11 protein-coding genes are annotated in these 13,536 nt (G+C 64.2%); all 11 read right to left on the bottom strand.

All coding sequences use genetic code 11. The annotated features are described in order from the left end of the window. Nucleotides 1-28 precede the first annotated feature (28 nt). On the bottom strand, nucleotides 29-1,030 hold the full coding sequence (locus GOB87_RS06490; protein ID WP_166314026.1) for an outer membrane protein assembly factor BamD: 1,002 nt from the start codon (nucleotides 1,028-1,030) through the stop codon (nucleotides 29-31). A gap of 159 nt (nucleotides 1,031-1,189) precedes the next feature. Further along, entirely contained in the window at nucleotides 1,190-2,206 is a 1,017-nt protein-coding gene (gene lpxC / locus GOB87_RS06485) for a UDP-3-O-acyl-N-acetylglucosamine deacetylase (protein ID WP_166313977.1), read from the bottom strand. Nucleotides 2,207-2,439: 233 nt separating this feature from the next. Beyond that, on the bottom strand, nucleotides 2,440-3,936 hold the full coding sequence (gene ftsZ / locus GOB87_RS06480; RefSeq protein ID WP_166313975.1) for a cell division protein FtsZ: 1,497 nt from the start codon (nucleotides 3,934-3,936) through the stop codon (nucleotides 2,440-2,442). A gap of 110 nt (nucleotides 3,937-4,046) precedes the next feature. Beyond that, nucleotides 4,047-5,420 (bottom strand): cell division protein FtsA, encoded by a 1,374-nt coding sequence (gene ftsA / locus GOB87_RS06475; protein WP_166313973.1) that lies wholly within the window; start codon nucleotides 5,418-5,420, stop codon nucleotides 4,047-4,049. Further along, a complete protein-coding gene (locus GOB87_RS06470; RefSeq protein WP_166313971.1) occupies nucleotides 5,417-6,454 on the bottom strand; it encodes a cell division protein FtsQ/DivIB in 1,038 nt (345 codons plus the stop codon). Before GOB87_RS06470 ends, ftsA begins: the two co-directional genes overlap by 4 nt. Continuing rightward, nucleotides 6,451-7,425, bottom strand: a complete 975-nt coding sequence (locus tag GOB87_RS06465; protein ID WP_166313969.1) for a D-alanine--D-alanine ligase — start codon at nucleotides 7,423-7,425, stop codon at nucleotides 6,451-6,453. The genes GOB87_RS06470 and GOB87_RS06465 overlap by 4 nt, the downstream gene beginning before the upstream one ends. Next, a complete protein-coding gene (gene murB, locus GOB87_RS06460) occupies nucleotides 7,422-8,369 on the bottom strand; it encodes a UDP-N-acetylmuramate dehydrogenase (RefSeq protein WP_166313967.1) in 948 nt (315 codons plus the stop codon). Before murB ends, GOB87_RS06465 begins: the two co-directional genes overlap by 4 nt. Beyond that, nucleotides 8,366-9,790 (bottom strand): UDP-N-acetylmuramate--L-alanine ligase, encoded by a 1,425-nt coding sequence (gene murC, locus GOB87_RS06455; RefSeq protein ID WP_166313965.1) that lies wholly within the window; start codon nucleotides 9,788-9,790, stop codon nucleotides 8,366-8,368. Before murC ends, murB begins: the two co-directional genes overlap by 4 nt. Next, a complete protein-coding gene (murG, locus tag GOB87_RS06450; RefSeq protein WP_242006205.1) occupies nucleotides 9,787-10,989 on the bottom strand; it encodes an undecaprenyldiphospho-muramoylpentapeptide beta-N-acetylglucosaminyltransferase in 1,203 nt (400 codons plus the stop codon). The genes murC and murG overlap by 4 nt, the downstream gene beginning before the upstream one ends. After that, nucleotides 10,986-12,152, bottom strand: coding sequence for an FtsW/RodA/SpoVE family cell cycle protein (locus GOB87_RS06445; protein WP_166313963.1), 1,167 nt, complete (start codon nucleotides 12,150-12,152; stop codon nucleotides 10,986-10,988). Before GOB87_RS06445 ends, murG begins: the two co-directional genes overlap by 4 nt. Beyond that, nucleotides 12,152-13,534 (bottom strand): UDP-N-acetylmuramoyl-L-alanine--D-glutamate ligase, encoded by a 1,383-nt coding sequence (gene murD, locus GOB87_RS06440; protein WP_166313961.1) that lies wholly within the window; start codon nucleotides 13,532-13,534, stop codon nucleotides 12,152-12,154. Before murD ends, GOB87_RS06445 begins: the two co-directional genes overlap by 1 nt. Nucleotides 13,535-13,536 lie beyond the last annotated feature (2 nt).

The raw sequence follows: 13,536 nt of genomic DNA, 5'->3' as shown, positions 1-13,536 counted from the left end.
GACCGATGCGATGATCGCCGAACTGGCCTCACGGTGCGCCGGTGCGTGCTCCGCGTGCCGAAGCCGGAACGCCGCTATGTCCAAGATTGCCGGTCAGAGCCGAGCCGCCACCGTCAGAGGACAGTTCGCTGGAAGACACAGGTGAGACCGGCGCGGAAGACAGGGATGGCGGCGCATCCGCGCGGCCTACGTTATGGGCTGCGGACTGCGCGGGGCTTGCTGTTGTGCCTGCGGCTTCGGTTTTGGGAGCCGTGACAAGCTTGCCCGGAGCCGGTGTTTTGTCCGTCAGCAGCTTGTAGGATTTCAGGGTGTCGTAGGTGTAGCGATACCAGCGACTGTCAGGATAGTTGTAGGCCAGCACCGCGCCGGTGCGGCGGGCCTCATCCGTCAGGCCGAGATCGAGATAGACTTCCACAAGCCGTTCCAGTGCTTCGGGCACGTGGTTGGTTGTCTGGAAATCCTGCAACACGCGCTGATAGCGCCCGATGGCGGCCTGATAGGCGCGCTGCTGCTGATAATAGCGTCCGACAAGCATTTCCTTGCCAGCCAGATGGTCACGACAGAGATCGATCTTCAGCTGCGCATCGCGGGCGTATTTCGACTGCGGGAAGCGGGCGATCACGTCCTGCAGACGGGCCATGGCCTCGGCCGTCATCTGCTGATCGCGGCTGACGGCGCCGATCTGCTCATAATAGCACAGGGCCAGAAGATAGAAGGCATAAGCCGCGTCCGGGCTGGTCGGATGCAACTCGATGAAGCGATCGAGCTGCTGGGCCGCCTCGGGGTATTTGTTGCGCAGATAGTAGGCGTAGCCTTCCATCAACTGCGCGTTCGCGGTGTAGCCGGAATAGGGATAATTCTGCTGCAAGGCTTCGAACTGATCGGCTGCGACCTTGTAGCGTCGTGTGCGCAGCGCATCGATGCCGTTGTTATACAGCGTGTCCGCCGAGCCGATGGCGACGGAAGGTTTCTCTTTCTGGCTGTTGAACATCGAGCAGCCGGAAAGCAGGGGAAGTGCTGCGCAGGCCATGGTGACAACCAGTCTCGACGACACTCTGGGGGGGATGCGCGAGGAGGGTTGCGGCACGTATCAACTCACTGTTCGGCGTGTTCAGACTGAGGCCGGTATAGCATGGATTCCTGCAGGCGGAAGGCTTCCTGATGCGCCTGCGCTTGTGGATGGGAAAGTTCAGGCGGCGCGGCGGTCTTCCTGCGTGGGAAGAGAGCCGGTTTCACGCCAGTTGGCGCTGTCGGCAAACAGGGCACGTAACAGCAGATTATTCAGGCGATGGCCGGATTTGTGTCCCACGAAGCGAGCCTTCAGCCAGCCACCGGCAAGAAAGAGATCGCCCACAGCGTCCAGCATCTTGTGCCGGACGAACTCGTCACGGACGCGCAGACCGTCCGGATTGAGAATACGGTCATCGTCCACCACTACGGCGTTTTTGAGAGAGCCGCCGCGCGCCAGTCCGATCCGGTGGAGATGCTCGATTTCCGCGCGGTTGGTAAAAGTGCGGGAGGTCGCCAGTTCCCGGCGGAATGTCCCGTCTTCCAGCCCCAGCTTCAGATTCTGACGACCGATGGCGCGGGCCGGAAAGTCGATGGTCATGTCCAGTTGCTGCGTGGCGCAGGGATGAAGCTGCGCGAAGGCGTCGCCGTCCTCCACTCGCACGGTTCTCTTGATCTCGATTTCGCGCCGCTGCGTTTTTTGTTCCACGCTGCCCGCGCAATCGAGGAGGAAGACGAAATCGGCGGCGGAACCATCGAGAACCGGCACTTCAGGACCGTCCACCAGCACCCGGACATCATCGATGCGGCTTCCACAAAGTGCGGCCATCAGATGTTCGATTGTGGCGATACGGTTGCGCAAAGGATCGGTGGGATCACCGATGACTGTGCTCAGGCGTGTGTCCACCACATGATCGTAACGGGCCGGAAGCGGTGCGGCTCCAGCAATATCGATGCGCTGGAACACGATCCCGGTCCCGGCTGCGGCCGGTTCGAGAACGAGACGGATGGGAGAGCCCGTGTGCAGTCCTACGCCGGTGCAGGAAATGGGAAAGCGCAGTGTTCGCCGCCGTGGTGCGCGTGATGACACCTGTTTCGAACGAACGGATACGGATGAGGGAAGGTCCACGGTCATGGACGCCAGCACATCATCGTCTGCTTCCGCCATGATGATGGGATCAATGCTGAGGGTGTCCATGAATATGCTCGCAATTGTGATGGGAAATAGGCCCATGAACCATGCAGCTACAATACGCGGCCACTTCAATGGTTCCAGTCACTGTTTATTGCGACCTATTACCAGACTGGAAGCTAATTTTTCTTTTAAATCAACGAATTGGATACAATCTGTCACAGGGTGCACAAAAAAGAAATGGGCCGGGGCGTTACGCCCCCGGCCCATTCCCATGATTCACATGGACGGAAGCTGTGTCAGGACTGACGGCGCATGAACGCCGGAATGTCCAGACCGCCATCGTCCGTTTGAGCCGGGCGTACGGTCGGAGAGGCGGGCTGCGGCGCGCGGGGAGCCGCGTTGACCTGCGGTGCCGATGCCTGAGGCGCGGGCTTCGCCTGAGGTTCAGGTGCCGGACGACGCAGAACGCCCGTCATCAGGCCGAACAGGCTGCGTGGCTGCTGCACTGGCTCCGGTACCCGGGGCTGCGGCTGCGGCTGCGGCTGCGTGGGGCGGGAGGTATCTGTGAACAGGCCGGCGCGGGGAGAACTGTGGCGCGAGGCGGTCTCTGCCGGAGCTGCTGTCTGCGGCTCCGCCCGCATGGCGGATTGTGGGAACAGACCGGAATGCGCGGTGGCCTCGCTCGCCTGCGTGGAGTGGGGCTGAGCGGGGGTGCCGAAGGCCGCCTGCGGGTCGGCGGAAGCCGCAGCGCCGTCGTTTCCGACAGCAGCACTTTGAGGAGCGGTTGCCTCGTTGTCTACGGCCAGATGCGGCTTGGCAGAAGGGATGTCGATGCCGGTGGCCACGACCGACACGCGGATTTTGCCTTCAAGCGTGGAATCGATGGCGGAACCAAAAATGATGTTCGCGTCCTCGGCCACTTCCTCGCGAATGCGGTTGGCGGCCTGATCCACCTCGAACAGGGTGAGATCGTCGCCACCCGTAATGTTGATCAGCAGGCCACGCGCGCCCGACATGGAGGTGTCTTCCAGTAGCGGGTTGGAGATGGCCGCCTCCGCTGCCAGACGGGCGCGGTCTTCGCCCTCGGCCTCGCCCGTGCCCATCATGGCCTTGCCCATCTCGGCCATAACGGTGCGGATATCCGCGAAATCGAGATTGACCAGCCCATCGACCATCATCAGGTCGGTCACACCACGCACGCCCATATAGAGGACGTTGTCGGCCATCTTGAACGCGTCCTTGTAGGTCGTGCGCTCATTGGCCATGCGGAAGAGGTTCTGATTCGGAATGACGATCAGCGTGTCGACATACTGCTGAAGTTCGGCAATGCCTTCCTCGGCGGCGCGTCCACGGCGCGGTCCTTCGAAGCTGAACGGTTTGGTGACCACGCCCACCGTGAGGATGCCGCGCTCACGCGCCATCCGCGCCACGATGGGGGCCGCTCCCGTGCCGGTGCCGCCGCCCATTCCCGCCGTGACGAACACCATGTGCGAGCCGTCAAGCTGACGCGCCAGTTCATCGCCCGCTTCTTCTGCCGCCGCCCGGCCGATCTCAGGTTTTGCGCCCGCGCCCAGTCCCTGTGTCAGATGTGGGCCAAGCTGGATGCGGCGGTCGGCGCGGCTGTTGGAAAGCTGCTGCGCGTCCGTGTTGGCGACGACGAACTCAACCCCCTTGAGGTCCGCGAGAATCATGTTGTCGACGGCATTGGTGCCGCCGCCTCCAACGCCGATCACGGTGATCTTGGGCGTGAAATCGGAGTGATTCTGAGGCGGGACGGTCAAGTTGAGAGTCATCTGCGCTTCCTTGGACGAGACATAGGCGGGGAGCCGTCACGGTATACCCGCGATGCGGCCTGTGAAACAGAAAGATGCTTATTTTGATGAATATAGTGCCAAAAAATGGATCAGACACGCTCCCTTACGAATGAGACGAGTCGACTGAAGAACCCGGTGGGCTTTTCTTCCGTGAATTCGATGTCGCCAAAGGGGCGTTCGGCAGAGGCGGCCCAGATCAGCAGGCCGGCCGTCGTCGCAAAGCTCGCCGCCGCGCATTGATCGGGCAGGCCGATCACGCCTTGGGGGCGTCCCAACCGCACGTGACGGTTGAGCACACGCGCTGCCACAGAACCCACGCCATCAAGCAGCGAACCGCCACCCGTGAGGATGACGCGCCCGCCTGCAAGACGCCCGAGTGCTGCGCTTTCGAGACGGTCACGGACCAGTTCGAATGTTTCCTCAATACGCGGGCGGATGATGTCGCCCAAGACCGCACGGGGAATCGCCTCGAAACTTGGCATATCCGGCCCCTGCCGTTCAATGCGGATCGTAACCCCGTCATCGTCGGCGGACAGATCGGCATGACCGTGCATGGTTTTCAGGCGTTCGGCATTGTCGGTGGAGGTGCCCAGTCCACGCGCAATGTCGCGCGTCACGTGCTCGCCTCCCACTCCAATCTGCGCGGTGTGAAGCAACTGCCCATCTGCAAAGACAGCCAGTGAGGTGGTGCCGCCGCCCATATCCACGACCGTCGTCCCGACCAGCCGCTGATCCTCGTCCGTGACCGCGAGACCGGAGGCGAGTGGCGCGGAAACCAGAGCATCGATACGTAGTTCGGCGCGACCGAGGAGGGACTCCAGCGTGCGCAGGGCGGTCGCGGAGGAATCGATGACGTGCAGGCGCGCGCGCAGTTCGTTGCACAGGTGCCCGCGCGGATCGGTAACGCCATCCGTCTCGTCCACCGAAAAATCCAGCGGCAGCGTATGGATGACCGCGCGTCCTTCGAGCTGGGCTTTCATCCGCCCTTCGGTGACGATACGGCGAATGTCCCCATCCGTGATCTCCCGGCCGCCGATCGGCCAATGGACATTGAACAGCCGGCTTTCGGGATGACCGCAGGAGAGGTTGACCACCACCTTGTCCAGAGAGCGCTCGGCCTCACGCTCGGCATTGCCGACGACGTGGCGGATGATGGCTTCCGCCGCTTTGAGATCCACAATCGCGCCGCTCTTCACGCCGCTGGAGCGCAGCCAGCCGTGCCCGAGAACGCGCAGCGTGCCGTTGGGCTCCCCACGTCCGATCAGGCAGGTGATCTTGGTGGAGCCGATATCGAGCACACCGATCAGTCCGCTACGCCATGCGCGTGGGGCAATGCGCGGCGCGTTACCCGGTGACGACGCCCGCAGGTCATCGCCGCTGCCGACCATGCCGCGTCCGCGATGATCGCGCCCGCTCAGGACGAGGGCGGAAGATTGGGAGGAAGGGAGGCCAAGATCGTTCATGCGGGCAGTTCCTCGTCCATCCTCTCCACGTGGTCGTCCTTCTTCCGCGCCGGGTCTGACGGTTTTGGGCGTGGCGCGGCTGCGTTGCCTTTGTTCTCCGCCTGCCCGGAGCGGAGGGCTTCATCGGGCGTCGCGCTGCCGCCCGTTCCCGCCTGTCCGTCTGCGGAGGGCAGGTCAGAGGCGGGGGCAGGCCGCTCGCGGATGGTCAGGCGATCGGGCAATCGAAGGTCGATGATTTCCACGGGACGATCAAGCAGTGCGAATCGTTTCTGAAGCATTTCCAGCCGGTCGAGCGCCTGCACTTCGGCGGCCTCCGGAAGATAGACGGTCGTGCCGTCGCGCAGCATGAGCGACCAGCGGCGTTCGCCCACAAGCGTGGCCGCCGTCATGCGCTCTTTTACATCGGGCGCCTTGGCCAGCGCATCGAGAAACTCCGCGGCGGCACGATCCGCGCCGTCACCCACAACCAGCGGCAGTTTCATGAACGCCAGCGCGTCCTTGCCTGTCATGCCCTTGTCGGGGACCGGGTTGCCGTCACGGTCGATGAGAATGAACTGCCCCTTGTGCTGCCACACGGCAAAGGGAGGGCGTTCCTCAAGCCGTACCACGATCAGCCCCGACAGATGGCGCTCCACACTGGCGTGTTCCACGAAAGGCAGAGCGTCCAGACGCGCGCGGGCCGCCTTCACGTCGAACCCCAGCATCGGGTCGCCCACCGCAATGCCCAGCGCCTCGTGGATGGTCACCGGATTGGTGAGGTTCTGCCCCTTGATGCGGATATCCGTCACCTTCAGCGGGAGACTGGCCACGATCCGTGTCGTGAGAGGTGCGAGAACCTTTTGCGTGCCGTGAAAGGAGAGAAATCCCCAGCCCACACCTGCCAGAACAGCACAGCTCACCACCATCCGCACGCCGTGTTTGTGGCGGCGCAGGAACAGGCCCAGTCGTGACGGACGATCCGCACGACTGGTGTGACGGAAACGGTTTCCGCCTTCTGTATCCCTGCTGTCATGAGGATGGTGGCGACGGCTCATCGGTGGGCCGTCTCCGCGCGATTAAGGGCGTCCTGCACCAGCCAGTCACACAGCTCGGGATAGGACATGCCGCAATACGCCGCCTGTTCGGGCAGGAGCGAGGTGGGCGTCATGCCCGGCTGCGTATTCACTTCCAGAAGCACCAGTCGTCCGGGGCCATCGCCGCTCTGTGTGTCGTCGTAGCGAAAGTCGGAGCGCGATGCGCCGGTGCAGCCCAGCGCCCGATGCGCCTCCACCGCCACCTTGCAGGCCTGCGCGAAGGCGTCCGGGTGGATGACGGCGGGGAGCGCGTGGCGGCTGCCGCCTGCACCGTATTTGGCGGCATAATCGTAGAAATCATGGCCGCTATCGGCGTTGGGTGTGATGTCCGTCACGGTCAGAGCGCGTGGACCATCGGGGCCGCCATCGAGGACACCCACTGTGATCTCGCGCCCCGGCACATAGCTCTCCACCAGAGCCAGCGGCCCGTAGGTCCATGTTTCGACCACATGCGCGCGCTGGTTGGTGCCTTCACGCACGATGGACACCCCCACGGAGGAGCCTTCATCCAGCGGCTTCACAACATACGGGCAGGGGAGTGGGTCCGCCTCCGCCAGTTCCGCGACGGGCAGCACGCGGCCCTCGGCCACGGGCAATCCGGCGGCGATGAACACCTGTCGCGAGGCGTCCTTGTCCATGGCGTTGGCGGACGCCCGGATGCCGGAATGGGTGTAGGGCAGGCCGAGCCATTCCAGAATGCCCTGCACCGCTCCATCCTCGCCGAAGCGACCGTGCAGGGCATTGAACACGACGTCCGGCTTCTGCTCCGCCAGACCGGCGACGAGAGCCGCCAGATCGCGGGTGACGTCCAGCCCCTGCGCGTCATGGCCCGCCTCGCGCAGAGCCGCGATCACGCCCTTGCCCGAAGAGAGACTGACCTCGCGCTCGGCGGAGGCACCACCCATAAGGACCGTGACCTTCTTGCCGTTCATTGCGCAGTCTCCTTCTCGGATCTCGGCAGGCCGATCCGCTTGATTTCCCAATGCAGCGTCACGCCGGATTTCTCCTGCACCCGCTTGCGCACCGTCTCGCCCAGCGTTTCCAGATCGGTCGCGGTGGCGGTGCCTGTGTTGATGAGGAAGTTGCAGTGCTTCTCACTCACCTGCGCGCCGCCAATGGTCAGCCCCCGACATCCCGCTGCATCGACCAGTTGCCAGGCCATGAGCGGGCTTTCGGCCGGATCGGGATTGCGGAAGGTCGAACCGCCTGTCCTTGCCCGGACGGGTTGGGAGCCTTCACGTGCGGCACGGATTTCACCGATGCGTCCAGCCACGACCGCTGGATCGGCCGGTTGCGCCCGCAGCCGCGCCCGCACCACAACGGCCCCGTCAGGCAGAGCGGAGCGGCGATAGCCAAAGCGTAGGGCCGCCACGTCGAGCCGCATGAGCGAGCCGTCGCGTGACACGATCTCGGCCCAGTCGAGCACGGCCGCCATATCGGCTCCATAGGCTCCGGCGTTCATGCGAACGGCACCGCCGATGGAGCCGGGAATACCCGCCAGAAACTCCAGACCACCCAGACCGTTGGCGGCCGCCGTTTCGGCAACTGTCGCATCCAGCGCGGCACCGCCTGCGATCAGGCCGTCTTTTTCCACCTCGATCCCGGCGAACGCACCGCCCAGACGGATCACCAGACCGGGAATGCCGCCATCGCGAATGATGATGTTCGAACACGCGCCCAGCGTCGTGACGGGGAGTTCAGGCGAAAGACGCGCGAGCCCAGTGGCCAGATCTTCCGCGTCGGCCGGCTGGAACAGACATTCCGCCGGTCCTCCCACGCGGAACCAGCTGCGGGGGGCGAGTGGCTGTCCGGCGGTCACGCGCCCGCGCACATCGCCGAGCGCGGCTTTCAGGTCATGTGTGGGCTGAGCGTTCATGCGGCCGTGACGCCCTTCTGAAGCGCCGCCAGTTCAGCGGGAAGCGCTTGCGCCCAGTTGGTGATCGTGCCCGCGCCGAGGCAGACGACATAGTCACCCGGCTTGGCCATGGCGTTGATCATTTCAGGCAGATGGGCAGGATCGGTTAGCGGCACGACGGAGCGATGTCCACGCTCACGCAGACCTTCGATCAGCCGGTCGCGATCATACCCCTCGATCGGCTCTTCGCCTGCGGCATAGACGTCCGAGACGATGACGGTGTCGGCATCGTTCATGCAGGTGCAGAAATCGTTGAACAGCATCTTCATGCGGGAATAGCGATGCGGCTGCATGACGGCGATGACCCGACGCGCACCGGCCTGCCGGGCGGCCTTGAGCACGGCGGCAATCTCGACGGGGTGGTGGCCATAATCGTCAATCACGGTGATACCGCCCGTTTCACCACAACGGGTGAAGCGACGTTTCACGCCACGGAAGGCCGCCAGCCCGGAACGGATGGTGGCGTCGTCGATGTTCATTTCGGTCGCAACGGCAATCGCGGCCAGCGCGTTCTGGACGTTGTGGTTGCCCAGCATCGGCAGGCGGAACGGACCGGCCTTGCGCGTACGGCGTGTCACCCGGTCGGTGATCTGCACCTCGAACGTGGCGCCGAGCTTGTCGGTGATAACCTTCTCGGCCCGCACATCGGCCTGCGGGGAGAAGCCATAGGTCACGATGCGGTGGTCCGACAGGCGGGGGATCATCTGCTGCACGGCCGGGTGGTCGATGCACAGCACGGCGAAGCCATAGAACGGCACGTTGGAGACGAACTGGTCGTAGGCCGCCTCCATCGCCTCTGCGGATCCCCAGTGGTCGAGATGCTCGGGGTCCATGTTGGTGACGACCGAGATCACGGAAGGCAGGCGCAGGAAGGAGCCGTCGCTCTCATCGGCCTCCACCACCATCCATTCACCCTGACCCATGCGGGTGTTGGTGCCATAAGCTTCGATGATACCACCGTTGATCACGGTCGGATCAAGCTTGGCCGCTTCCAGCACGGCGGCGACAAGGCTGGTCGTCGTCGTCTTGCCGTGTGTGCCTCCGATCGCCACGGCCCAGCGCAGGCGCATCAGCTCTGCCAGCATCTCCGCGCGGCGCACAACCGGGATCAGGCGCGAGCGAGCCGCCACGACTTCGGGATTGTCGCGTTTGACGGCGGTGGAGATCACCACGACCTGCGCTTCTCCCAGATTGGAGGCATCATGGCCGATGGAGACCGGAATCCCCGCTGCGCGCAGACGACGCACATTGGCGTTCTCGCTGATGTCGGAGCCTTGCACCTTGTAACCCAGCAGGTGCAGCACCTCAGCAATGCCGGACATGCCGATGCCGCCGATGCCGACGAAGTGGATGGTGCCAATGGTCAGCGGCAGGGCTCTCATGCGCGGGACTCCTCGTTCGATGCGGACGACTCTGTGGGAAGGGGGGACGATTTGGAGGCGGAATAAGCACCCTGTGTTCCACCACGCAAGGTGGCCTCGACCAGATCGGCCAGACGTTCCGCGGCGTTCGGTCGGCCCAGACTGGCTGCGGCTTTCGCAGCGGCTGTCAGTATGCCGGTGTCGGTAAACTGCATGGCGAGCAGCGCGCTCAGCGCGTCCGGTGTGAAAGCGGGCTGGCGCATCAGCCATGCCGCGCCCACGCCTTCCAGAGCCTGCGCATTGGCGGTCTGCTCGTCGCTGGCGGCGACGGGCAGCGGCACCAGAACGGATGGCCGACCGGCCACGGTCAGTTCCGCGACGGAGGAGCCGCCCGCCCGCCCGATGACGAGATGCGCATCACGCATCAGCGTGGCGACGTCCGCAAAGAACGGGGCCAGTTCGGCGGCGATTCCGGGTGCGTCATAGGCAGTGCGGACACGTTCGATGTCTTCAGCGCGCACCTGCTGCGTCACGCTCACACGCTCGCGGATTTCCAAAGGCAGAGCGGCTAATGCTGCGGGCACCACATCGGAAAAGACCCGCGCCCCAAGGGAGCCGCCCCAGACCAGGAGATGGATCGGGTCACCGGGTTCGGGCGCGGCATACCCTTCGCCCGCAAGAGCCGCGATGGCCGGACGCACGGGCATGCCCGTCTGGGTGGTCTGTGCCCCCATGGGCAGGCCGCGCACGAGGGGAAACGACGTTGCGATGGCGTCCGCAAAGCGCGCGAGAAAGGCGTTGGCCTTGCCCAGCACGGCGTTGCCTTCGTGTAGCACGATGACCGGGCGCAGGGATTTCGGCAGGAGGCGCGCGCCCAGCAGCGGTGGCACGGAGGGATACCCCCCAAACCCCACAACGGCGGAAGGACGCAGACGCATCATGATCTGCCGGGCCTCTTTTGCCCCTTTCAGGAGCGCCAGCCCGCCCTTGATGGCGCGCACCGGCCCACGTCCTGCAACTCCGGCGCCGGGAAGCACGAACTGCTCCGCCGTCGCGAAAACCCCTTCCGTGCGGCGTCCCGCGCGCGCATCCGTCATGAGCGCGACCCGATGGCCGCGCGCCACGAGTGCGTTGGCCAGTGCCTCAGCAGGGAAGAAATGACCGCCCGTGCCGCCCGCCGCGATCACCACCGGACCGTTCATGTTCGCTGTCGTGTTCATGCCACTGTCTTCCAGGTTCCTGCGGGTTCGGGGAGCGAGCGGGTGAGGCGGCTGCGGCCGACACGCTGGCGGGTAAGGGCCAGCATCATCCCGATGGTGAGCGCCACCGACATGGCCGATGAACCGCCATAGGAGATGAAAGGCAGCGTCATACCCTTGGTCGGAATCAGATGCAGGGTGGAGGCCATGTTCACAAACGCCTGCAGCCCGAAGCCCGTGACCAGTCCGGTTGTGCCGAGGATGATGTAGGGATCGTCCTCACGCAGCAGGCGCAGCAATGTCCGTACGACGATGATCCCGAATATGCCTACAAGGAAGAGGCAGACCAGCAGCCCGTATTCTTCACCCGCCACCGCAAACACGAAGTCCGCGTGTGCGTCGGGCAGCAGATCCTTCACGCGACCTTCGCCGGGACCGCGCCCGAGCAGTCCGCCATTGCCGAACGCCCGCAGCGCCGTATCGATCTGATAGTGATCGCCCACGCCGGGATGCAGAAACCGCTCCACGCGGGAATGAACGTGCGGGAAGAGAAAATAGGCCCCGATGCCACCCGCGATCAGCAGTCCAAACACACCGGCGACAAAGATCAGATTCAGTCCGTCCACAAAGAGCTGCGCCACGAACACCACCGTCACCACCGTCAGCATCCCGATATCGGGCTGTGATTTCAGCAGCATCAGGATCACGCCATAGCCTATGCCAGCGAGCAGCAGTCCCGGAAAGCGCGGGTTGGCCTGCCGTCTGGCGAGAAGCCACGCCGTCAGCACGGCAAAACAGGGCTTGAGAAACTCGGAGGGTTGAACCGACATCAAAGGCAGGGCGATCCAGCGCCGCGCGCCCTTGATTTCCATGCCGTGAACGAGTGTGAGCGCGGTGGCGGCAATCGCGATTGCTGTGCCGATAAAGCCCATGCGCACCAGTCCCTTGCGGGAGAGCATCGACACGACAATCGTGATCGCACCCGCGATGCTCAGGAACATTACCTGTTTGAAGATGAACATGTTGCGGGATGCGCCGATGCGCACCGCGACGGCCGGGCTGGCGGCCAGCATCAGGATGTAGCCAAAACCGATCAGCACGCCCACGCAGGCGAGCGTCACATGATCGACGCTGCGCCACCAGCGCCCGAACCACGAGTTGTTGGTGCGTGACAGCGGGGCCATCAGCTTTCCTCTCGATCATGCGCCAGTTGCTCGACGAGTTCGGCAAAACGCAGTCCGCGGGCCTCGAAACCGGGGAACTGATCGAAGCTGGCGCAGGCGGGGGACAGCAGCACGACTTCCGCGCCCGTTCGACGTGCGGCTGCTGCGGCCTGTGGCACGGCATGCTCCAGATCACCCACGATGCGATACGTGATGCCATGGGCTGCCAGTGTCTGAGCGAACTCGGGCGCATCGCGACCGATCAGGAAGGCTTCGGTGATGCGGGAAAAATAGGGAACAAGGTCGGTGATACCGCCCGCTTTCGCGATGCCACCTGCAATCCACACGATACGGTCGTAGCAGCCCAGAGCGCGGGATGCGGCGTCTGCGTTCGTGGCCTTGCTGTCATCCACGAAGGCAACGCCGTCGCGGATCGTTACCAGTTTCTGTCGATGGGCAAGACCCGCGAAAGTGCCGATCCCTTTGGCGAGGGTTTCGCGCGGCACACCAAGATACAGCGCCATGGCGAGTGCTGCGCACGCATTTTCCGCGTTGTGTGCCCCCGGAAGTGTTGCGCCGGGCTGCGCTATGGGGCCGTCACGATCCACGATCATGCCGTCTGCGGGATGCACGTCAGTTTGCGTGTCCGTGCCGGAGATCGTCTCCGTAGGAACGCCTTGTGCCCGCAGGGTCGCGGCAATCCGGCGGCACCAGTCGTCTCCGGTTCCAATCACCGCCAGATCGGCGGTCGTCATCCGATCAAAGATATGCGCCTTGGCGGCGGCATAACCGTTCATGTCACCATGACGGTCGAGATGATCGGGTGTCAGGTTGAGCAGGCAGGCGACATCGAAATGCAACGTCTCCAGCCGCTCCAGCATGTAGGAGGACATCTCCAGCACATACACGCCGTCATCGGGCAGGAGCGGGAGTGAGAGCGCGGCAGGACCGAGATTGCCGCCTTCCGCAACAGGGACGTTTGCTTCGCGCAAGAGATGCGCCAGCAGAGCCGTCGTGGTGGATTTCCCGTTGGTGCCCGTAATGCCGGCAAAGCGCGCTTTCGATCCGGCTTTCCGCACGGCTTGGAACAAAAGGTCCGCGTCCGAGAGAATGGGCACGCCCGCTTTGCGGGCCAGTTCAGCAACCGGATGCGCCTTGGGCAGTGTGTGCGGGATGCCGGGCGACATCACCAGTGCGTCGAAGCCGTTCAGGCTGTCAAAGGGCGCCAGCGTTATGCGCGCCGGCGTATCGTTGAGCGAGGCCCGACCTGCTTCCCCATCGTCCCATGCCTGCACTTCGGCCCCCATGGCTGCCAGCGTACGGGCGGCGGGCGTACCGTTGCGACCGAGGCCCAGCACTGCGAAGCGCTGTCCGGCGAAGAGGTCGGAAGGGAAGGTGGGCATCG

Origin of the sequence: Acetobacter estunensis (genome assembly GCF_011516945.1) — a bacterium.
Taxonomy (GTDB): Bacteria; Pseudomonadota; Alphaproteobacteria; order Acetobacterales; family Acetobacteraceae; genus Acetobacter; species Acetobacter estunensis.
Note: the sequence above shows the minus strand (reverse complement) of the source record. Positions and strands in the feature narration are given on the sequence as shown.